Raw genomic sequence first — 20,449 nt, 5'->3', positions numbered from 1 at the left:
CACGGGGAAGATATCGTAGGGTGGGCAAAGCGAAGCGTGCTCACCGCTTACGTGCGGCACGAAGCATGGTGGGCACGGCGCTTTGCGCCTTTGCCCACCTTACGACTTGAGTTTCCGAGGTAAAGCAGATGGACCAGTCAGTCGCAGCGAAAGAGCAGCCTCGCTACATCAAGCTCAACGAGCGCGACAACGTCGCGATCGTTGTCAATGATTTCGGGCTTCCCGCCGGCTCCCGCTTCGCCAGCGGGCTGACGCTGCGCGCCTTCGTGCCGCAGGGACACAAGACGGCGCTGGTCGACATCCCGCAGGACGCCCCGATCATCCGCTATGGCGAGGTAATCGGCCATGCGCTCGCGCCGATCCTGGCCGGCGAATGGGTGGACGAAGCGCGCATCCGTATGCCGGAGGCCCCTGCCCTCGACAAGCTGGAAATCTCCACCGCCGTTCCCGCGCCGCTGCCGCCGCTCGAAGGTTTCACGTTCGAAGGCTTTCGCAATTCCGACGGCTCGGTCGGCACCAAGAACATCCTCGGCATCTCCTCCTCGGTGCAATGCGTCAAGGGCACGATGGAATATGCGGTGAAGCGCATCCGCGCCGAGCTGCTGCCGAAATATCCGAATGTCGACGACGTCGTGCCGCTGACGCATGCCTATGGCTGTGGCGTCGCCATCAACGCGCCTGATGCCGTGATTCCGATCCGCACGCTGCAAAACATCGCACAGAACCCGAATTTCGGCGGCGAGATCCTGGTCATCAGCCTCGGCTGCGAGAAGCTTGCGCCCGAACGTCTGGTGCCGGAAGGCGTCAGCAATGCCATCGTGCGCATGCAGGACGAAGCCTTCGACGGTTTTGGCGCCATCGTCGACGCCATCATGACCCAGGCAGAGGCCCGCCTCAAGATCCTTAACAAGCGCACCCGCGAGACCTGCCCGGCCGCCGATCTCGTCATCGGCCTGCAATGCGGTGGCAGCGACGCGTTCTCCGGCGTCACCGCGAACCCTGCGGTTGGCTTCGCCGCCGACCTGCTGGTGCGCGCCGGCGCCACCGTGATGTTCTCGGAAGTCACCGAAGTGCGCGACGCGATCCAGTTGCTCACGCGGCGCGCCATCAACGAGGACGTCGGCCGCGCGCTGGTCCGCGAGATGGCCTGGTACGATTCCTATCTGGCCCGTGGCGGCGCGGACCGCAGCGCCAACACCACGCCCGGCAACAAGAAGGGCGGCCTCGCCAACATCGTCGAGAAGTCGCTCGGCTCGATCGTCAAGTCCGGATCAAGCGCGATCACCGGCGTCCTCTCGCCCGGGGAGAAGGCGACGCAGAAGGGCATGCTGTTCGCGGCAACGCCGGCGTCCGACTTCATCTGCGGCACGCTCCAGCTCGCCTCCGGCATGACCTTGCAGGTGTTCACCACCGGCCGCGGCACGCCTTATGGCCTTGCGGCTGCGCCCGTGATCAAGGTCGCGACCCGGACCGAGCTGGCACGACGCTGGAAGGACCTGATCGATTTCGATGCCGGCGGGATCGCCACCGGCGAGAAGACCATCGAGCAGACCGGCTGGGACCTGTTCCGCCTGATCCTCGACGTCGCCAGCGGCCGCACCAAGCCCTGGTCGGATCGTTGGGGCATCCACAACGATTTGACGCTGTTCAATCCGGCGCCAGTGACCTGAGCGCCGCGCGCGGACGCTGCCTCGCCGCGTGGATCATTGGTGCGGTTTCGGGACGTGGGGCACCGACGCGTCACCGCGCGACTACTCCCGCGAAACCGTCCGGAAACATTGGCGCGGAAAACTTCCTTCGCGCTTCGTCGCTCGACATCACGCAATCAAATAGATCAGCGACCGCGATCTAATGTTCGCATACGAGCAAACCTGTTGCGGCATCGCCGCGACCTAACCTCCGATTGCCACTTCTCACGGAGATTTTCCAATGCGCGTTCTTTCGATGATTGCCGTTGCCGCAGCGATGATTGCCAACTCGTCAGGCGCGTTCGCTGGCGAGCTTCCCTCTTACGAAGTGACGTCGTTTTCGATCTCGGCGACGCAAGTCCAGGTGCTCGGCGGAGCAGGCGTCGAGGAGCAGTCGACTGCGCCCGCGATGATCGTCGCCGGCATGCCCGCCTCGCCCGCGCAGATGTCGGTGCTGTCGCCACGCGTGAAGCGGCTTGCGAGCGTCAGCGCGAACAACGAGGCGCGCTAAGCCTCGACGCCATTCCGGGTTCGACGCTGCGCGTCGCCCGGGATGACGTTTCACTCTACGTCATGCTGCCTGGCATGAAGCAGCGCACCCGCGGATGGCCGTCGATATAGTGCTTCCACACCATGGTGCGGCCGATCTTGTTCGGCTCGGTGATGACGGCGCCGTCGGGCACGACCACCCATTCGCCGTCGAGAAGCACGCGATAACGGCCCTTGTCGGATTCCCAGTCCACGTCGGCGACCATATAGCCGTCGGCATCCGAGCAGCATTGGCCGTATTCGCTGTGCAGGCTCTCGAACCAGGGTTTTAATGGCGAGTTGGCGTAGCGCCCGTCGTCGCGCCGCGCCATCATTGGGGCCGTCAGCAGCACCGTCAGGACCAGCAGCATGGCGGCACACGATATTGCACGTCTCATGTCGTCTCCGCGGATCGAGATCATCGCCGCGGGGCGATAGCTGCCGTCCGCCTTCCGCGACTCGGCGAAGGCGTCAAGGACGGCGACTCATCCCCCAACAGCTTTGCGGATAGCTATGCAATTCCGGCGCCACCGCGCATTCCGGGGAACTACTGGCGCGCGTCCGGCACGCATTGGTCTTTCGACGGGTATGACCGCTGCTCGCGCGCCAAGTTCTCCGCTGTCTCAGCCGGCCGCATGCGCGATTGCGCACGGGGTCCACGGACACCGCGCAAGAACACCGAGAGGCTCCGGCGTACTGGAGTCCCCGCCTTCGCGGGCAATGACGGCGGTGTGTGGAGCTACGGAAGTTCAGGCGGCACAGCGCGTGACGTAGACCCTACTGCTTCGGCACCGGCGCCATCATCGCGCCGCCCTTCTTCGCCGCGGGCACGGGGACGGGCTTGGTCGCGGCGGTTGCTTGCGCCGGGAGATATTTGGCGATGATGGCGGGATCGACCTGCGCGATGTTGGCGTCGGGAAGACGCGTCCAGGTCTCGTCCTTGCCGAACAGGGAGATGCCGAGGAAACCGCGCATCGTCAGCGTCTGCCCATCCGGGCTGACCGTCATCTTGGCCTTCCAGATGTTGCCGTCGCGAGGATTGACCACGTTGCCGCCGTCATATTTCAGGCCGTCGCGCTTCATGTCGCGGATGAAGGAGAGCCCAAGCACCGGCGCGTTCTTGCGATCGTCCGTGCATTTCGCGCAGACCTCGTTCGGGTCGTCGCCGGGCCGCGGGAAGGTTTTTGCGATGACTCCTTCGAACACACCGTTGTGGTCGATGAAGAGAAACCATCCCACCGTCTTGCCGTCTTCGACCTTCTGCCAGAGGCCTGCGGCGGTCGGCTGCTGCACTTGCGCCACAACCGGGCTCACCGCACCGAGCGTCATCGCGAGCGCGAGGAGCGAGAACAGCCGAAAGCTGGAAAAGAGAGTCCGCATTATCATCACCTTGCTGAGCCAATCGCCTTGCTAAGCCGCCAACTGCAATGGCCGCAGACTACGGCGATTTCGCGAACTGTTCCAGCACCAGAAACATGGGGCATCGCCCGCCGCCATCAGTTGACGCCGAGCTTCTTTTGCAGGCTGGAGGACGATGTCGTGTACTGGAACACGAGCCGCTTCTCTGGATAGACGTAACGATGGGCTTTTTGCGACATCAGCGCACCCTCGTGGAAGCCGCACAGGATCAGCTTGATCTTGCCGGGATAGGTGTTGATGTCGCCGATCGCGAAGATGCCTGGCACATTGGTCTCGAACGCGGATGTCTCGACCGGCACCAGATTGTTCTCCAGCGCGATGCCCCAGTTCGCGACCGGACCGAGCTTCATGGTCAGCCCGAAGAACGGCAGCATGGTGTCGCAGGTGATTTCGCTCAGGCTGTTGTCGTTGCCCTTAACGGTGGCGCCGCTCAGCTTGCCCTCGTTGCCTGACAGCGCGGTGACCTGGCCGAGCCGCAGATCCATCTTGCCGGCAGCGACCAGCGCGCGCATCTGCTCGACACTGTGGGGGGCGGCGCGAAAATCGTCGCGACGGTGCAAGAGCGTGATGCGCTTGGCGATCGGATGCAGATTGAGCGTCCAGTCGAGCGCGGAATCGCCGCCGCCCACGATCAGCACGTTCTTGTCGCGGAACGTCTCCATCTTGCGCACGGCGTAGTGCACCGAGCTTCCTTCATAGGCTTCGATCCCCGGCACCGGGGGACGCTTGGGCTGGAACGAGCCGCCGCCGGCAGCGATCACCAGCACCTTGCATTCGAACACCTTGCCGGCGTCCGTGGTGCAGCGGAACAGCGGATCGCCGACCTTCTCGACGGTCTCGATCATCTCGCCAAGATGGAAGGTCGGATGGAACGGCTTGATCTGCTCCATCAGCGCGTCGGTGAGGCCCTGCCCCGAAACCTGCGGAATGCCGGGAATGTCGTAGATCGGCTTTTCCGGATAGAGCTCTGCGCACTGCCCGCCGACCTTGTCGAGGATGTCGACGAAATGCGTCTTCATGTCGAGAAGGCCCAGCTCGAAGGCGGCGAACAGACCGCAGGGGCCGGCACCAATAATCAGCACGTCGGTTTTGATCGCGTCGCTCATGTCGTCTCTTTATCGGTCGATATCGGTGGGACGGCGCCCTGTGGGCCGAGGTGACCCTGCCTGTCTAGCCAACGGGGATGGATCAGGGAAGGCATAAAAGCAGGAGCGCCCCGCAGCCGGCCCCACTTGCCGGGTCAGGATAACTGAGCTGTAACGAACAACGATATGATGGAGATCAATCGGTGAACGCACCAAGCCGCCTCGATACGACGCCGCGCCTGGAGGACTACCCTTTTCGCCTCAGCGACAATGTCCGCTTCGGCGATCTCGACCCTAACCAGCACGTCAACAACGCGGTCTACGCCACCTATTTCGAGACCGGCCGCGTCACGTTGATGAAGCTCCCGGAATACGGCCTGACGCCGCCGGGACTTGCCTGGATCATGGTGCGGCTCGACATTCATTTTCGCGCGGAGCTGCATTGGCCGAACACGATCGAGCTCGGTCTCGGCGTCGTGAAGCTGGGACGAACGTCGGTGACGTTCGAGCAGGTGGTGTTTTCGGAAGGGAAGTGCATTGCATCAGCGACATCGGTCGCCGTGATGATCGACGAGGCGTCGCGCCGGCCAACGCCGCTGACCGCGGAAGTGCTCGAGAAGCTCAGCCCCTGGCATAAGCGCGGCATCCAGGTCGCGCAGCCCAGCACATGATAGCTAAGAGAGTTAGGCCTGCCGTTCCGGCGTCGCCACCACGAGGCCTTCGAGCTCGTCGGAGACCTTGATCTGGCAGGACAGGCGCGAGTTCGGGCGCACGTCGAAGCCGAAGTCGAGCATGTCCTCTTCCATCGGCGTCGGGCTGCCGACCTTCTCGCGCCACGCTTCGTCGACATAGACATGGCAGGTGGCGCAGGCGCAGGCGCCGCCGCATTCGGCCTCGATGCCGGGAATGCTGTTGCGGATGGCGGCTTCCATCACAGTCGCGCCGTTCTCGACGTCCACCGTACGGGTTTCGCCCTTGTGATCGACAAAGTGGATTTTGGCCATGTGTGCTCGTGCTGCCGCGATCTAGGGAATGAAGGAGGGTCCGGGCTGTCCTATAACGGGTCGGTCAGCCCGGCGCCATAGCGTTTTGATGAAGTCGCGAATACCGCTTCGCGGGAAGAAGACCCGTCAAAACAAAAGACTACAGCACGGTTCTGGCCCTGTCGGCTTAAGGATTCAGGATCGCCTCGATGGCGGCGCGAGCCTCGGTCACCGCCTCTTTCAGTGCGGCGAAGGCGTGAGGCCGGCCCTGGCCGGTCTGGATCGCGGTCTCCAGGCTGGCTGCGGCGTCCGCCACCGCAAAGGCGCCGATCCCGCGCGCCGAGCCCTTGAGCTTGTGGGCGAGTGCGCCGGCCTCGGCCGGCAGCGCTGCCATCGCCGCGATCAGGCGCACCGCCTGCTCGGCAAACATCGCCAGCACTTCCTGTTTCAGCTCGGAATCACCGAGCGTCATGCGGGAGAGATGATCGAGGTCGAGCGGGCTGTCGATGGGTGCAAGCGGGGGCGAGGGCATCCAGTCCATCCGTTGCAGTTCAGGTATCATGGCGCAGGCCCCGGCATCGCGCGATGTCCGCCGGTCCGGCGGTCAAGTTCCCTCCACCCAAGCATAGAAATGGTTAACGAAATGTTCCGGCCGTTTTGCGCAAATCTGCCTGTTTATTGACGAAAAGTTGCCGCAATCCGGCGAGTCCGGTGGAGAATTGCATTTATTGCTAAGGCCTTACGGCGCGATCCTGTTAACGATGATTAAGAATGTCTTAATCGCGGGCATTTCATTCGCGACGCTCTGCCAATAGGATGTTGGAGAAATTGGCGGACAAGCCGTCCGGGTGGGGATGGCTCGGAGATCCGCGCAAGCGGCATGATCCGGACTGTGGGCTTGCGTAGCGCGCAGAGCTCGCGGGGGGACGCGTACAAGTAACGAGGGCTCGGACTGAACATGGCAAACACTCCGAAAAAGGTCAAAGACCCCACAGAAGATGCGCTTTCTGCGATCCAGGAAGCCCTGAACATCAGCGACACGGCCGCGGACACCAGCCGCAACGCCTCGATGCGCAGCGAAACGTCGCCCCCGGTCGCGCCACCGGCTCCCCCGATGTTCGACGAACCGAGCTTCGACGCGCGCCCTGCCGCGAACGAACGCGCGGTGTTCGACCAGATCGAGGAGCCGCGCTCCTCGCGCCGCGCCGCCAATGACGACCGTGCGACCATCGGCCAGCTCTTGCAGACGTTGCAGACGGGACGCCCGACCCGCAACATCTACACCGGCGCGACAATCTTCACCGTCATCTGGCTGGCCGCCTGCGCCGCGCTGACGGTCGGCTTCCTGCCTTCGATCCAGGCGGTGATGGGCCAGAGCGGCGGCGTGTTGGCCATTGCCGGCCTCGTCACGATGTTCTTCGCGCCGATCATGCTGTTCTTCTTCCTGGCGAGCCTCGTCTGGCGCGGCCAGCAAATGAGCTCGGTCGCGCAGGCTATGGCCCAGGTTGCGATCCGCTTTTCCGAGCCGGAAGGCTCGGCTTCGGATTCCATGGTGACCGTCGGCCAGGCCATCCGCCGGGAGGTTGCGGCGATGGGCGACGGCATCGAGCGCGCCATCGCGCGCGCCGGCGAACTCGAGACGCTGGTCGCCAACGAGGTCGCGGCGCTCGAACGCGCCTATTCCGACAACGAAGTGCGCATCCGCGCCCTGCTCCAGGACATCGCGCATCAGCGCGACAATCTGGTCGGCCAGGCCGAGCAGGTCCGCAGCGCCATCTCCGGCGTGCAGATCGATTTGCGCCATGACATCGCACTGATCTCGGACGCGATTGCCTCGCGCGTCGACGAGGTCGCCAAGTCCATCACCGGCGCACTCGAAGAGCGCGGCGCCCACATCACCGGTGCGCTCAGCAACGCCGGCGACAACATGATCCTCGCGCTCGGCGAGCGCGGCGGCGACCTGCTCGACCGTCTCGAGGAGGCCAGCAACGAGACCACGCGCGCCGTGCTCGACGCCAGCGAGCGGCTGACCACCAGCCTCAATTTCAAGACCGGCCACGTTCACGACGAGTTCGTCGACCTCGCCGACCGCGTCCACGAGATGCTGAACGAGCGCATCGACCGCATCACCGGCGAGTTCGAGCAGCGCTCCGCCGCGATCGTCGATGGCATCTCCGAGCGCACCGAGCAGGTGCACGACAGCCTGAAGAATTCGTCGGACTCGCTGCTGCTCGAGCTCGAGCTGCGCTCCAACGACCTCTCCGCCAAGATCGACGACGCCGGCAACCGCCTCGCCGGCCAGATCATGACCTCCGGCGACAAGGCGAGCGAAGCACTCGACGCCACCGTCAACACGCTGGTCGCCAAGGTCGTCAGCCAGACCGAGACCGCGCACGACTCGCTGTCGCTCCAGATGAGCGCCTTCGATGAGCTGGTGAAGAACCAGGGCACCGAGCTGGTCGAGAAGTTCGCCCGCGACTCCGGCACGCTGGGCGCGCTGATCACCCGCCACATCTCCGAGTTCGACCGCACCGTGAAGACCTTCGGCGGCGAGATCGTCGATCGGATGGGCCAGCGCACGCAGGACATCCATGAATCGCTGAAGACCTATGTCGATAATTTCGACACCCGCTTCACCGCCAACGGCGGCGCGATCACGGCCGTGCTCGACCAGCGCCTGGTGCAATTCGAGACCACGATCGGCGAACGTGTCAGCAACCTCGATGCCTCGCTGAACGGCAAGATCTCGAGCCTCGACTCCACGATCGACGGTCACATCAAGACCTTCGACGAGCAGCTCGTCGGCCGCGTCGCCGCGCTCGAACAGTCGTTCGATACCCGTGCGAGGTCGGTCACCGAGACAATCGACGGACGGCTCAACAACCTCGCCTCGTCGCTGACCGACGGCGCCGCGCAGGCGATCCAGTCGATCGACTCCCGCCTCACCCACCTCACGACGTCGCTGACCGACGGCGCGTCTCAGGCTGTCGAGACCATCGACAACCGCCTCAACCACCTCGCGACCTCGCTGACCGATGGCGCGTCGCAGACCATCCACACGATCGACACGCGCCTCACGCATCTGACGACCACCCTCACCGGCGGCGCGTCGCAGGCGCTCGAATCCATCGACACGCGCCTCACCTACCTGACCAGCGCGGTGACGAACGGCGCCTCGCAGGCCGTGCAGTCGATCGATTCCCGCCTCACCCTGCTGACCTCGACACTTACGGACGGCACCGCGCAGGCGATCGAGGCGGTCGATCGCCGCATCACCGGCGTCGCCGAGATCATCGATGGCCGCAGCATGCACCTGACCGACACGGTCACGGCGCGCTTCCAGGACATCCAGCAGGCCATCGAGACCAAGGTCGGTGCCGTCGCCAGCGACATCGACGTGCGCGTGGCGCAGTTCGAGGACCTGCTCGGCTCGCGCGTCGAGGCCGTCGCCGGCCGCATCGAGAGCAGCGGACGCCAGGCCAGCGAGGACATGATGTCCCGCGCCGAGATGATATCGACCGCGATCCGCTCGCATGTCGAGGACGCCGAGCGCTCGCTCACCAACCTCGTGGTCAACACCAGCGAGACCATCCAGACCGGTGCGCGCACCGCGCAGCAGTCGCTGATGACGGTTTCCTCCGACGTCAACGCCCAGCTCAAGATGACCTCCGCCGAGGTCGAGCGTGCGCTGACCGCCGTCGGCACCGGTGCCGCGAACTCGATCCTGACCAGCGCCCGCGAAGCCCAGTCGACCCTGGTCGCCGCGTCGGGCGATGCCTCCAACCAGATCAAGGGGCTCGCGGCCGACGTCGAACGCACGCTGTCGTCGGCAGGCTCGGCGACCGCCGCCTCGATCCTGGCCGGTGCCCGCGAGGTGCAGACCACGCTCGTGACGGCGTCCTCGGATGCGGCCAACCACGTCAAGACTCTCACCGCCGACGTCGAACGCACGCTGTCGTCGGCAGGCTCGGCGACCGCCGCCTCGATCCTGGCCGGTGCCCGCGAGGTACAGACCACGCTCGTCACGGCGTCCTCGGACGCCGCCAACCACGTCAAGACCCTCACCGCCGACGTGCAGCGCTCGCTGTCGATGGCCGGCACCACCACGGCGGAATCGATCACCGCCGGCGCCCGCGATGCGCAGAGCGCGCTGATCGCGGCCTCGAGCGAGACCGCCAACCAGATCAAGGCGCTGTCCTCGGACGTGCAGCGCTCGCTCTCGATGGCGGGCACGGCGACGGCCGAGACCATCATGACCGGCGCTCGGGAGGCTCAGAACACGCTCGTTGCCGGATCCTCGGATGCGGCGGCCCAGGTCAAATCGCTCGCGGCCGATGTGCAGCGCTCGCTTTCAATGGCCGGAACCACCACCGCTGAAACCATCACGGCTGGCGCCCGCGAAGCCCAGAACATGTTGGTCACCGCATCTTCCGAGGCGGCTAACCAGGTCAAGTCTCTCGCCACCGAAGTGCATCGCTCGCTCTCGCAGGTCGGCCAGTCGACCGCCGAGACGATCACGACCAGCGCCCGCGATGCCCAGAGCACCCTGCTGGCGGTCTCCGCCGAACAGACCGGCCAGGTTCGTTCGCTGGCGGCCGAGATGCAGCGCGCGCTGGCGACCGCCGGCGGCGCCACCATCGAGGCGCTCACCAGCGGCGTACGCGAGGCCCAGGGTACGCTGATCTCCGCCTCGACGGACGCTGCGAGCCAGATCAAGTCGCTGACTACGGACATCGAGCGCACGCTGACCTCGGTCGGCGCCGACACCGCCTCGACCATCCTCAACAGCGCGCGTGAAGCGCAGACCTCGCTGGTCTCCACCTCGGCGGATGCGGCAAGCCAGATCCGCACGATCTCCAGCGAGATCGAGCGTACGCTGAGCACCGCCACCGCAAACGCCGCCAACGACATCCAGACCAGCGCGCTCAACGCCCAGAACGCGTTGATCAACGCCTCCAACGAGGCGAGCTCGCGGGTCAAGTCGAGTTCGGCCGACGTCGAGCGCTCGGTGCTCGCCGCCAGCAGCAGCTTCGGCCAGGCCATGACCGGCAAGACCGACGAGATCGTCACCTACGTGCAGCAGCAGTCCGACCGTCTCGCCAACATGATCGACGCCAAGCGCGGCTCGCTCGTGGACGCGATCGGCTCGAAGACCAGCCAGCTCACGCTCGACATCGACCGCGTCACGTCCGACGCGCTGAAGTCGATCGAGACGCGCGGACATGCGTTCTCGCAGACCATGATGGGCAACGGCTCCGAGGTGGCGCGAACCATCAACTCGGCGAGCGAGATGGCGACGGGTGCCGTCAACAAGTCGCTCAAGGACCTCGAGCAGGCCTCCCGCGCGGCAATCGACCAGTCGCGCCAGGTCTCGATCGCGGCCGTCACCGAGATGCAGGAGACCAGCAAGATCCTGCGCACCGACACGGTCGCCCTGTTCGAGCGCCTGCGCGAAGGCAACATCCTGCTCCAGGAGGTGCTGACCGGTGCGCACGATAACCTCAACTCGCTCGAGCGGGCGCTGGTGACGCGCGTCGCCGACTTCGTCTCGGCGATGAACGACGTCACCTCGCGCAACGGCGCTGCGACGCAGAACCTGGAAGACCAGCTCAACGTCTTCAACAGCAAGACCACCCGGGCGCTCCAGGATCTCGGCGAGCTGTCGACCCAGTTCGACGCGCACGGCAAGGCACTCGTCGAGGCCGCGCAGGTGGTGGAACAGAGCAACAAGAACACCACCGCCTCGCTCGCCGAACGCAAGGAGGCGCTGGAATCGCTCGTCACCACGATCGACCTGCGCACGGCCGATCTCGACCAGCGCCTGTCGCGCTTCACCGGCCTGCTCGACGAATCGCTGGCGGCCGCCGAAGAGCGTGCCCGCGACATCGCCCGCGTCGTCGCGGAGACCGCCGGCGCCGGTTCCGCCGCGATCACCCGCCAGTTCGAAGCGGTGCGGTCGGCCTCCGAAGAGGAGCACCGGCAGACCGTCGAGGCCATGCACGACATCTACCGCCAGACCACCGACGAGGCGGATGCGATGTTCAAGCAGTCGACCGAGAAGTTCACCAATCTCGTCTCCAGCATGAAGCAGATGGCCTTCGAGATGCACAACGAGCTCGAAGCCACCCGCAACGAGCTGCGCCGCGGCGTGCTCGAGATGCCGCAGGAGGCCGCCGAGAGCACTGCGCAGATGCGCAAGGTGATCGTCGACCAGATCGAGGCCCTCGCCGAGCTCAACCGCATCGTGGCCCAGCACGGCCGCGGCCTCGACGTCTCCACGACGGGCCGCGCCAGCGTGCAACGCCAGGAAGAGCCGATGCTGGCGGCCGTCGGCGCGCGCAGCATCGAGACGCGCATGCGCGAGAGCGCCAGCGCCTCGACGCTGCCGCCGCCGGACCTCGGCATGCCGGCCTCCTCGCGCCGCACCGAAGCTCCCCCGGTGGCGCCGGCCGGCAATGACCAGGGCCGTGACGGCTGGTTGTCCGACCTGCTGAGCCGCACGGACGCCAACCAGGGCGCGCCCACCGGACGTGAGCCCCAGCGCGGCCGCCAGGCTGCACCGGTTCCGCAGCCGCAGGCTCCGCAAGGTGGCGGCAATCCGCTGGAATCCTTGTCGCTCGACATCGGCCGGCTGATGGACCGCAACCTCGCGTCCGAGATGTGGGACCGCTACCAGCGCGGCGAGAACAAGGCCTTCACCAAGCGCCTCTACACGCCCGCCGGCCAAAAGGCCTTTGACGAGGTCGCTCGCAAGTATCGCTCCGACCGCAACTTCAAGGCCACGGTCGACCGCTATGTCGCCGAGTTCGAACGCCTCCTCGACGAAGTCGCCCGCGACGGCCGCGGCCCGCAGGAGCTGCGCAACCACCTGACCTCCGAGACAGGCCTGGTGTACACGCTGCTCGCTCACGCAGCGGGCCGGCTGGGATAAGCGGTCAATCGCCAAGACGCATGACGAATGAAAACGGAGGCCTCACGGCCTCCGTTTTGTTTTGGGGAGGTTGTTGCCTCCACAAACTCGTCATTGCGAGGAGCTCTTGCGACGACGCAATCCAGACTGCTTGTGCGGAGACGGTCTGGATTGCTTCGCTTCGCTCGCAATGACGAGGTGAGAGACGAGTGCAACGTCGCTACTGCCGCCTGCGCTCGGGCGCCGCGGCTGGCTTCGGCGGCTCTGGCGGCGCGGCTGGCGGTGCGTTGTTGCTGGCGCCGAACAGGACGCGGGTCGGGTTGCGGTCGAAATTGTTGACGGCGCGGCTGATGTCGCCGAGCGTGCGGCGGCCGTCGGTCATCAATGCGCCGGAGCGCTTGTCGAAATCGTCGGCCAGTTCGCGGATCGACTTCACCGCCTGGAACAGCTCGCCGCCGTCCTTGCCGCCGGCGAGCGTGTTGAGGCCGAGCATGAGGCTATCGGCCTTGAGCATCACGCCGTCGACCTTGGCCATCACGCCGTCGATCTTCTCGGAGTTGCGGGCGAGCGAGTTGGTGAAGGTCTCGAGGTTCTTCAGCGAGTTCTTCACCGACTCCTGATTGTCGGCGACGATCTTGTTGATGTTCTGGAGCGTGCCGCGGATCGCCTCGGTGACGTCCTGGAGCTTGTTGGGATCGGCCGTCAGCGTCGGAATGCCGTCCTCGTCCAGCGGCGGCGCTGGCGCCGCCTCTTCGCCGCCCTTGAGCGAGATCGCGGCGACGCCGGTCAGGCCCTGGAATTCGAGGCCGACCAGGGTGTCCTTGCGGATCGGGGCATTGTTCTCGACCATGGCAAGTGCGACAACCCGCCGCGGGTTGTCGAGCTTCACCGAGACCACCTCGCCCACCCGGATACCGTTGAAATTGACGCTGCCGCCGTTGCGCAGGCCCGCGGCCGGGCCCTCGAACACGACGCGCAGGGGGCTGCGCTGCTTGGTGGTGTGCAGCGACTGAAACCACAGCACGAAGCCGATCGCGGCGGCGATCACCGCCAGCGTGAACGACCCGATCAGCACGTAATTTGCGCGCGTTTCCATCAGCTACTCCGGCACCTCAGCCCATCACCGCGCGAGCGCGCTTGCCATGGAAATATTGCCTCAGCCAGGGATGCTGCGAGGCCTGCATGTCGGCGATCGACCCTGCCGCAATGATCTTACCGTTGCCTAAAACGGCGATGCGGTCACATGCTGTGTAAAGGCTATCGAGGTCGTGGGTTACCATGAAAACGGTCAGCCCCAAAGTACGCTGCAGCGTCCTGACCAGCTCGTCGAAGTCGCCGGCGCCGATCGGGTCCAGGCCCGAGGTCGGCTCGTCCAGGAAGACGAGATCCGGGTCGAGCGACAGCGCGCGCGCCAGCGCCACGCGCTTGATCATGCCGCCCGACAGTTCCGAGGGAAAGCGATCGGCGACCTCAGGCTTCAGACCCACCATGGTGAGCTTGGCGATCGTGATCTCGTCCATCAGCCGTTGCGACACCCGCAGATATTCGCGCATCGGAAACTGGATGTTCTGCCGCACCGTGAGCGAGGAGAACAGCGCGCCCTGCTGGAACAGCACGCCCCAGCGCCGCTCCACGGCGCGCCGCTGCGACGTATTGGAGGCATCCAGATCAACCCCGAACACCTCGATGCTCCCTGCGACCTTCGGCACGAGGCCGATGATCGTGCGTGTCAGCACGGACTTGCCCGCGCCGGAAGGGCCGACGAAGCCTAAAATCTCGCCGCGCTTGACGTCGAGGTCGAGCCCGTCGAGCACGCGCGTCGCGCCGAACTGCACGGTGATGTCGCGGACGCGGATGATGGGGTTCTGGATCTCGCCCACCATCACATCCCGATCGAGGCGAAGAAGATGGCGAACACGCCGTCCATGACGATGACGAAGAAGATGCCCTTCACCACCGACGCGGTCGTGTGCTGGCCGAGCGATTCCGCACTGCCCTGCACGGCGAGGCCCTCGACGCAGGCGACGATGCCGATCACCGCAGCCATCACCGGCGCCTTGACGATGCCGACGATGAAATGGTCGATCGAGATGGCGTCGCGCAGGCGCAGCAGGAAGGCTTCGGGATCGACGCCGCCGTAGAGCCAGGCGACAAGACCGCCGCCATAGAGTGCGGCCATGGCGCCGAGGAAGGCCAGGATCGGCAGCGCCAGCACCAGCGCCAGCATGCGCGGCAGCACCAGCACCTCGATCGGATCGAAGCCCATGGTGCGCAGCGCGTCGATCTCCTCGCGCATCTTCATCGAGCCGAGCTCGGCCGTATAGGCGCTGCCCGAGCGGCCGGCGACCATGATCGCGACCAGCAGCACGCCGATCTCGCGCAACACCAGCACGCCGAGCATGTCGACGACGAAGATGTCGGCGCCGAACCTGCGGAAATGGAAGATGCCCTGCTGGGCGATGATGCAGCCGATCAGGAAGGTGATCAGCACCACGATCGGCACCGCGCGCCAGCAGACCTGCTCCAGATGATGCACGGTCGAGGTCAGGCGGAACGAGCGCGGATGAATCAGGGTGCGCGCGACCGCCGCGAGCACCGCGCCGAGCATGTCGATCAGGCCTGCGACCGTGCCGGCAACGCCGGCCACGGCCCGGCCGATCTGCTCCAGCATGCCGGTGATGGTGATCGTGCTGCTGTCGATGACAGGCGTCGCCCTGACCCGCCGCACCTCGTCCACAAGGCTGGAATAATTGGCGGAGAGGCCGGCGATCTGCGCCTCGACGGCGCCCTGCGTCAGGCTGCGGCGCAGCCGCTCGATCAGCCAGGCACCAAAGGTATCGAGCTTGGAGACCTCGGACACGTCGATGAAGATGCTTTGTGGGCCGCCGGCGAGCTTCTCGGCGTCAGCCACCATCCGCTCGAGGACCGGCGCGAAGCTCGCGGTCCAGGTTCCGGTGGCGCAGAGTGCCAGCGCATTGCCCTTCGCAATCCGTTCCAGCTTCGGATCGCCGTTCAAGATGTCCGCTCCCGTGCCGGGGCGCGAGAAACGGTTGAAATCAGATGGTTGCGCACGCGCCCTTACCCGGAGAAGGTATCCCCAACTGGTTAACCTTAGTTGCTAGAGGTAACCAGCAGGTTCAGATTTCGCCAGAGTTCAAAATGACTTCCAGCAAAGTTCCTGCCCTCGCTGCGCGAATCGAGCGCTTTCCCATCGCAGGCAGTTTCACCATCAGCCGGGGCGCCAAGACCGAGGCCGTCACCGTTGTGGCCGAGGTCCGCCGGAAGGGCCTGACCGGCCGCGGCGAATGCGTGCCCTATCCCCGCTATGGCGAGACGCCGGAGGCGACCCTTGCCGCCATCCAGGCCATGCGGGAGGCCGTGGCCGGCGGCCTCACCCGCCAGGCCCTGCAAGCCGCCATGCCGCCCGGGGCGGCCCGCAATGCCCTGGATTGTGCCCTGATCGATCTGGAAGCCAAGGCGGCCGGATTGCGGGCCTGGAGCGTGCTCGACCGCCCGGCGCCGGGCGAACGCACCACGGCCTACACGATCTCGCTGGACACGCCCGAGGCCATGGCGGCGGCGACTGCCAAGGCGGCGCACCGGCCGCTGCTCAAGATCAAGCTCGGCGGCGACGGCGACGGGGAGCGGATCGCCGCGGTGCGCAACGCCGCACCCGAATCCGAGCTGATCGTGGATGCCAACGAGGCCTGGACCGAAGCCAATCTGGAGCAGAATCTTGCGGCCTGCGAGGCCGTCGGCGTCACCTTGGTCGAGCAGCCGCTGCCCGCGGGCCAAGACGACGCGCTGGCGCGGATCAAGCGGCCGCTGGTGGTTTGCGCCGACGAGAGCGTGCACGACCGCACTTCGCTGGCGTCGCTCCGAGAGCGCTACGACGCCGTGAACATCAAGCTCGACAAGACCGGCGGCCTCACCGAGGCGCTGGCGATGGCCGATGCCGCGCAGGCGCTCGGCTTCGAGATCATGATCGGCTGCATGGTCGCGACCTCGCTGTCGATGGCGCCTGCGATGCTGGTGACGCCGCAGGCGCGCTTCGTCGATCTCGACGGCCCGCTGCTGCTGACGCGCGACCGCGATCATGGCCTGCGTTATGATGACAGCCTGGTCTACCCGCCGGACTCGTCGCTCTGGGGATGAGCTTCCAGCCGGTGCCGCGCCGACCAGATCACAAGCCCGCCGGCAGCGGCCATTGCCGCCATCACATAATAGAGGCCGTCGCCGATGCGAGCGTAGATCGCGCCTGACGCGATCGAGGTGGTCGCACCCAGCAGCCCGTTGCACGCCGCGTAATAACCCTGCCCCCGCGCGATCTGATGCGACGGCACGCGCTGCACCAGCAGACTCATGGTGCCGAGGATCGTCATCCCGAAGGTCAGGCCGTGGCCGAGCTGCACGACCGCGAGCAGCGCGAGCGGCGGATCGTACGCGGTGACGACCCAGCGCACGACCGCGCTCGCGCCCCCGATCGCCATGAGCGAGGACGGATGCAGCGAGAAGCGCGGCGACAGCGCGAACACGACGATCTCGGCGATCACCCCTAACGTCCAGAGGCCCGCGATCGTCAGCCCGCCGAGGCCGTGGGCCTGCCAGTTGATGGCCGAGAACGTATAGTACGCGACGTGACTGCCCTGAATCAGCGCGGCCGAAACGATGATGGCCCAGAAGCCGGCATCGCGCAGCAGCGCCTTGCCGGCGTGCACCGTTGTCGTCCGTCGCCTAACGTCGTCGAGCGGCTGAAGCAGCATGCCGGCGGCGACCGCAACCCCGGCCCAGGCGACGATGACCCAGATCAGATCGCGCGCCGCGATGTGGTCTACGAGATAGCCGCAGGCGAGCGAGCCGGCCGCGAACGCTGCCGAACCCCACAGCCGCACCGGCCCGTAATCGAGCCCGTAGCGGGCGACGCCACGCAGCGCATAGGCGTCGGTCAGCGGCATGGTCGGCGTCCACATCATGCAGGTCAGCGCATAGATCAGGAACAGCGCCAGCGGCTGCTGCTGCAAGCCGACCGCCGTGAACCCGATCGCCGTCGCCAGCACCGACACCATCATGCCGGCGCGAATCGCATGTCTCTTTTCAGCAAAGGCGGTGATCTGCGGCAGCGTGGTGAAGCGTGTGATCGCCGGCAGCGCGTTGATGAGGCCGATCCAGGCCGCGTCGATGCCGATCGCCTTCAGCCAGACCGGAAAGAACGGCAGATGCGTTCCCGACACCGCGAACACGGCCGAGTAGAACAGCGCGAGGCTCACGGCGAATCGCCGCTTCTGAGATGCTGCGATGGGGATTTGTGATTCGGGTGCCATCAAACCAATTGCGATTCGGTCGATATCGTGATGATCGTTACTGTAACGCGCGGTGATTTGCGCGACGAGATTGACATGGCCAACGAAGCATTCGCCCTCTCGCCTATGTCTGCCCGTGCGGCCGAGCCGAACGAGCAGGATTACGACGCGATCCGCGAAGCCTTCATGGAGACCGCGCGCGGCCGCTGGTTCCTCGGCGAATACGCCAAGCGCAACCGCAATGCGGATACCCGCATGGTGCTCGACGCGGTCGCGAAAATCGAAGAAACCCTTGCGGCACAGCGCCAACCCGTCGTCGAGGACCGCCTGCCCGAGGCCCTGATCGCGATCCGGCACGCGATCCGTGAAGCCGAGACGATTGCGATCGCGGCGTTCGATCCCGCGGCGATCGAGGCTAGCCTCGCGCCGATTCCGCGCGGCCTGCGTATCATCAAGGAGATATCCTGGCGCTGGCGCGAGATCGGCGCCGACGGGCGAATCTGCGACCTGATTGATTCGCAGCTCGCCTCGATCGAGGCGGCCTGCGCGCAGGTTTCGACCATCGACCCTCGCGCCGATCTCAAGGCCGCATTCGATCTGCTCAAGGACCGGATCGACCAGACCGACGCTGACGCAACGCCGCAAGCCGCGCGCCCCTCGCCGGCTCCGGTGCAGGAGACACCGTCGTCCCCTGCGGAAGCTCCGCTGGTGGAGGCCGCGCCTGCGGCGATGGTCAGCGAAGCACCCGTGGCTTTTACGGAGGCGCCGCAGGACATCGCAGAGGCGATCGAGCCCGAAGCCGCCACGGACGCGGCCGGAATCGTCGCCGAGGCCTTCTCCGTTGCCGAGCAGGCGACGGACGCCGCGCTCGAGCCGGAGACCGTCACCGAGAGCCGGATCGCGCCTGAAGACATCGGTTTTGAAGAACCGGCCACTGAGGCCTTCGCGGAGGTGACGGACGAATTTTCCCTCGATGCCGCCGCCGAAGCCGAGGACGAAGCCATCCTCGAGGCCATCGCGCTGGAGATGGCCGCGCCCGATCCGGAATTTGACGAGATCATCGAACCGGTCGAGATGGAAGCGACGGTTCCGGAGCCGGTGGTTGCGGAGACCGCAGCGCCCATCGCAGCCGAGGTACCGGAGCCGATCGCACCCGAGCCGTTCGCACCAGAGCCAGTCGCCGCCGCAGCGGTGGTGGAGGAGCCCGTAGAGGAAGCGCCGATCGCGATGGAATCGCTGGCGCGCCTCACCAACGCCATTGCGGAAGCCGCCGCCGAAGTGATGGAGCAGCCGGCGCCCGTCATGGCAGCATCCGCGACATTCGGCGCGGCGCACGCCACGACGCTCCCGATGACGTCGCCGGTTCCGGAAGCCTCGCTTGGCGCCACCATCCTCGCCAGCGGCATCCTGCAAAAGCCCCGCGCCGCCGCCAACGATCCCATGGCGCCAATCCGCCGCATGACCCAGGCCGAGAAGATCGCGTTCTTCTCGTAAGGGGATGCGGCCTGCTCCGTCTCGTGTCCCGGACAAGCGAAGCACAGATCCGGGACCCACGAGCCACAGCTTCCATCGCCACATGGCCCCGGCTCTGCAGCGCACCGTCGAAGAGACGCCACGCTGCGTCCGCGGCACGAGAGCGGAATGAGGAAAACACTCTCTCCTCAACGTCATTGCGAGCGCAGCGCGCTCCGCTCGCCATGACGGATGCTCAGCCGATCACCCGCAATTCCACACCGCACCGATCGGCGTCCGCGTCCAGCACGGCCCAAAACTGCCGCCATTGTAGCGGCCGCCGCCGAAGCCGGGCCGGCCGAAATAGCGCCACTCGCCGTCCCAGCCGTAATATTGGGGGACCGGATCGATATACCAATGGCGCCGGTCGCTAGGCGACATCCGCCGCATCGCTTCCTTCTGCTTGTAGAGCGGAATGCTGTTGCTCGGCGGCTGGCGATAGCCCGGCAGGAAGCCGTAACCATGCCAAGCTTGCTTGGGACGCTTTTGGATCGAAGCAGCCGGCGCGACAGCCGGCAGCGATAGGACGATAGCGACAGATAGACATAAAAAGCGTGACATGGATGGACGATAGACGGCCGCTTGCGGAATGACCATTCAATTTCGAGTGCCAAGTAACAAAACCCTCACGAAACCGAATAGCAGATCGAGCGGCAGGAATCCTATTGATTAAGGGCAAGGAAACATGATTGGCGAACTGATTGTCATTGGCGATCTGCAATTGCGTGACGGCGCCTCTGTCGACGAGCACGACCGGCTCGGCGCGCGCATGTACGACATCGTCAGTCGTCTTCCCGGCTTTGTATCGGTCAAGTCGTTCAAGGCCGACGACGGCGAGGAGCTCACCGTGTTCCGTTTTGCGTCTGAGGAAGCGCTCGAAGCCTGGCGCACCCATCCCGAACATGTCGAGACGATGAAGCGAGGACATGCCGAATTCTACGCCAGCGGCTTCCTGCAGATCTGCAAGGTGATCCGCGAGGTCGGACCATTCGAGCACGCGTGACGCCGTCCCGCATCGTTCGAT

Annotated in this window: 17 protein-coding genes; 7 read left to right on the top strand and 10 right to left on the bottom strand. The window is 65.6% G+C overall.

Annotated features, from left to right (window positions below):
• The first annotated feature begins 128 nt into the window (after positions 1-128).
• Together garD and RX329_RS15110 are read left to right on the top strand one after the other, a co-directional pair.
• A complete protein-coding gene (gene garD / locus RX329_RS15115) occupies positions 129-1,670 on the top strand; it encodes a galactarate dehydratase (RefSeq protein ID WP_317246100.1) in 1,542 nt (513 codons plus the stop codon).
• A 259-nt stretch (positions 1,671-1,929) separates the two neighbouring features.
• Complete coding sequence (locus RX329_RS15110; RefSeq protein ID WP_317246099.1) at positions 1,930-2,199, top strand: hypothetical protein; 270 nt, start codon at positions 1,930-1,932, stop codon at positions 2,197-2,199.
• 55 nt (positions 2,200-2,254) lie between these two features.
• Here the strand turns inward: RX329_RS15110 and RX329_RS15105 are convergent, their stop codons facing one another.
• From RX329_RS15105 to RX329_RS15095, 3 genes are all read right to left on the bottom strand, one after another.
• On the bottom strand, positions 2,255-2,614 hold the full coding sequence (locus tag RX329_RS15105) for a hypothetical protein (protein WP_198959221.1): 360 nt from the start codon (positions 2,612-2,614) through the stop codon (positions 2,255-2,257).
• Positions 2,615-2,993: 379 nt separating this feature from the next.
• Positions 2,994-3,596, bottom strand: coding sequence for a DUF2147 domain-containing protein (locus RX329_RS15100; RefSeq protein WP_166517514.1), 603 nt, complete (start codon positions 3,594-3,596; stop codon positions 2,994-2,996).
• A gap of 116 nt (positions 3,597-3,712) precedes the next feature.
• Entirely contained in the window at positions 3,713-4,741 is a 1,029-nt protein-coding gene (locus tag RX329_RS15095) for an NAD(P)/FAD-dependent oxidoreductase (RefSeq protein ID WP_317246098.1), read from the bottom strand.
• 182 nt (positions 4,742-4,923) lie between these two features.
• Here RX329_RS15095 and RX329_RS15090 point away from each other — a divergent pair, with 182 nt between their 5' ends.
• Positions 4,924-5,391: an acyl-CoA thioesterase gene (locus RX329_RS15090; RefSeq protein WP_317246097.1), complete on the top strand. Its 468-nt coding sequence runs from the start codon at positions 4,924-4,926 to the stop codon at positions 5,389-5,391.
• 12 nt (positions 5,392-5,403) lie between these two features.
• Here RX329_RS15090 and RX329_RS15085 read toward each other — a convergent pair whose 3' ends face one another.
• Both RX329_RS15085 and RX329_RS15080 read right to left on the bottom strand, forming a co-directional pair.
• Positions 5,404-5,724 carry a 2Fe-2S iron-sulfur cluster-binding protein gene (locus tag RX329_RS15085; protein WP_085383962.1) on the bottom strand — a complete coding sequence of 107 codons (321 nt, stop codon included), beginning with the start codon at positions 5,722-5,724 and terminating at the stop codon, positions 5,404-5,406.
• A 166-nt stretch (positions 5,725-5,890) separates the two neighbouring features.
• Positions 5,891-6,235, bottom strand: a complete 345-nt coding sequence (locus tag RX329_RS15080; RefSeq protein ID WP_085383991.1) for an Hpt domain-containing protein — start codon at positions 6,233-6,235, stop codon at positions 5,891-5,893.
• 426 nt (positions 6,236-6,661) lie between these two features.
• Between RX329_RS15080 and RX329_RS15075 the strand changes: the two genes are divergently transcribed.
• Positions 6,662-12,634 (top strand): negative regulator of septation ring formation, encoded by a 5,973-nt coding sequence (locus RX329_RS15075; protein WP_317246096.1) that lies wholly within the window; start codon positions 6,662-6,664, stop codon positions 12,632-12,634.
• 199 nt (positions 12,635-12,833) lie between these two features.
• On the opposite strand, the gene RX329_RS15070 is transcribed toward RX329_RS15075, so the two are convergent.
• The 3 genes from RX329_RS15070 to RX329_RS15060 are packed head-to-tail and all read right to left on the bottom strand — an operon-like array spanning position 12,834 to position 15,629.
• On the bottom strand, positions 12,834-13,709 hold the full coding sequence (locus RX329_RS15070; RefSeq protein ID WP_317246095.1) for an MlaD family protein: 876 nt from the start codon (positions 13,707-13,709) through the stop codon (positions 12,834-12,836).
• A gap of 16 nt (positions 13,710-13,725) precedes the next feature.
• Positions 13,726-14,496, bottom strand: coding sequence for an ABC transporter ATP-binding protein (locus tag RX329_RS15065; protein WP_247377986.1), 771 nt, complete (start codon positions 14,494-14,496; stop codon positions 13,726-13,728).
• Positions 14,496-15,629: an ABC transporter permease gene (locus RX329_RS15060; RefSeq protein ID WP_317246094.1), complete on the bottom strand. Its 1,134-nt coding sequence runs from the start codon at positions 15,627-15,629 to the stop codon at positions 14,496-14,498. The genes RX329_RS15065 and RX329_RS15060 overlap by 1 nt, the downstream gene beginning before the upstream one ends.
• 143 nt (positions 15,630-15,772) lie before the next feature.
• Here RX329_RS15060 and dgcA point away from each other — a divergent pair, with 143 nt between their 5' ends.
• The gene (dgcA, locus tag RX329_RS15055; protein WP_085383968.1) at positions 15,773-16,768 is read left to right on the top strand and encodes an N-acetyl-D-Glu racemase DgcA; all 996 of its coding nucleotides are present in this window, start codon (positions 15,773-15,775) and stop codon (positions 16,766-16,768) included.
• On the opposite strand, the gene RX329_RS15050 is transcribed toward dgcA, so the two are convergent.
• Positions 16,738-17,934 carry a major facilitator superfamily domain-containing protein 6 gene (locus RX329_RS15050; protein WP_317246093.1) on the bottom strand — a complete coding sequence of 399 codons (1,197 nt, stop codon included), beginning with the start codon at positions 17,932-17,934 and terminating at the stop codon, positions 16,738-16,740. The genes dgcA and RX329_RS15050 overlap by 31 nt on opposite strands.
• 75 nt (positions 17,935-18,009) lie before the next feature.
• Here RX329_RS15050 and RX329_RS15045 point away from each other — a divergent pair, with 75 nt between their 5' ends.
• On the top strand, positions 18,010-19,407 hold the full coding sequence (locus tag RX329_RS15045; RefSeq protein ID WP_317246092.1) for a hypothetical protein: 1,398 nt from the start codon (positions 18,010-18,012) through the stop codon (positions 19,405-19,407).
• Between the two features lie 222 nt (positions 19,408-19,629).
• Here the strand turns inward: RX329_RS15045 and RX329_RS15040 are convergent, their stop codons facing one another.
• The gene (locus tag RX329_RS15040; protein ID WP_317246091.1) at positions 19,630-20,022 is read right to left on the bottom strand and encodes a hypothetical protein; all 393 of its coding nucleotides are present in this window, start codon (positions 20,020-20,022) and stop codon (positions 19,630-19,632) included.
• 88 nt (positions 20,023-20,110) lie between these two features.
• Here RX329_RS15040 and RX329_RS15035 point away from each other — a divergent pair, with 88 nt between their 5' ends.
• On the top strand, positions 20,111-20,428 hold the full coding sequence (locus RX329_RS15035; protein ID WP_317246090.1) for an antibiotic biosynthesis monooxygenase family protein: 318 nt from the start codon (positions 20,111-20,113) through the stop codon (positions 20,426-20,428).
• Positions 20,429-20,449 lie beyond the last annotated feature (21 nt).

Source organism: Bradyrhizobium sp. BWC-3-1 (assembly GCF_032917965.1).
GTDB lineage: Bacteria > Pseudomonadota > Alphaproteobacteria > Rhizobiales > Xanthobacteraceae > Bradyrhizobium > Bradyrhizobium canariense_D.
This window is presented reverse-complemented; position numbering and strand designations above follow the sequence as displayed.

Excerpts from the sequence above, each read along its gene's own strand:
- garD (WP_317246100.1), top strand. The coding sequence starts at position 129 with ATGGACCAGTCAGTCGCAGCGAAAGAGCAGCCTCGCTACATCAAGCTC.
- RX329_RS15110 (WP_317246099.1), top strand. The coding sequence starts at position 1,930 with ATGCGCGTTCTTTCGATGATTGCCGTTGCCGCAGCGATGATTGCCAAC.
- RX329_RS15105 (WP_198959221.1), bottom strand. The coding sequence starts at position 2,614 with ATGAGACGTGCAATATCGTGTGCCGCCATGCTGCTGGTCCTGACGGTG.
- RX329_RS15100 (WP_166517514.1), bottom strand. The coding sequence starts at position 3,596 with ATGCGGACTCTCTTTTCCAGCTTTCGGCTGTTCTCGCTCCTCGCGCTC.
- RX329_RS15095 (WP_317246098.1), bottom strand. The coding sequence starts at position 4,741 with ATGAGCGACGCGATCAAAACCGACGTGCTGATTATTGGTGCCGGCCCC.
- RX329_RS15085 (WP_085383962.1), bottom strand. The coding sequence starts at position 5,724 with ATGGCCAAAATCCACTTTGTCGATCACAAGGGCGAAACCCGTACGGTG.
- RX329_RS15080 (WP_085383991.1), bottom strand. The coding sequence starts at position 6,235 with ATGCCCTCGCCCCCGCTTGCACCCATCGACAGCCCGCTCGACCTCGAT.
- RX329_RS15075 (WP_317246096.1), top strand. The coding sequence starts at position 6,662 with ATGGCAAACACTCCGAAAAAGGTCAAAGACCCCACAGAAGATGCGCTT.
- RX329_RS15070 (WP_317246095.1), bottom strand. The coding sequence starts at position 13,709 with ATGGAAACGCGCGCAAATTACGTGCTGATCGGGTCGTTCACGCTGGCG.
- RX329_RS15065 (WP_247377986.1), bottom strand. The coding sequence starts at position 14,496 with ATGGTGGGCGAGATCCAGAACCCCATCATCCGCGTCCGCGACATCACC.
- dgcA (WP_085383968.1), top strand. The coding sequence starts at position 15,773 with ATGACTTCCAGCAAAGTTCCTGCCCTCGCTGCGCGAATCGAGCGCTTT.
- RX329_RS15050 (WP_317246093.1), bottom strand. The coding sequence starts at position 17,934 with ATGGCACCCGAATCACAAATCCCCATCGCAGCATCTCAGAAGCGGCGA.
- RX329_RS15045 (WP_317246092.1), top strand. The coding sequence starts at position 18,010 with ATGGCCAACGAAGCATTCGCCCTCTCGCCTATGTCTGCCCGTGCGGCC.
- RX329_RS15040 (WP_317246091.1), bottom strand. The coding sequence starts at position 20,022 with ATGGTCATTCCGCAAGCGGCCGTCTATCGTCCATCCATGTCACGCTTT.
- RX329_RS15035 (WP_317246090.1), top strand. The coding sequence starts at position 20,111 with ATGATTGGCGAACTGATTGTCATTGGCGATCTGCAATTGCGTGACGGC.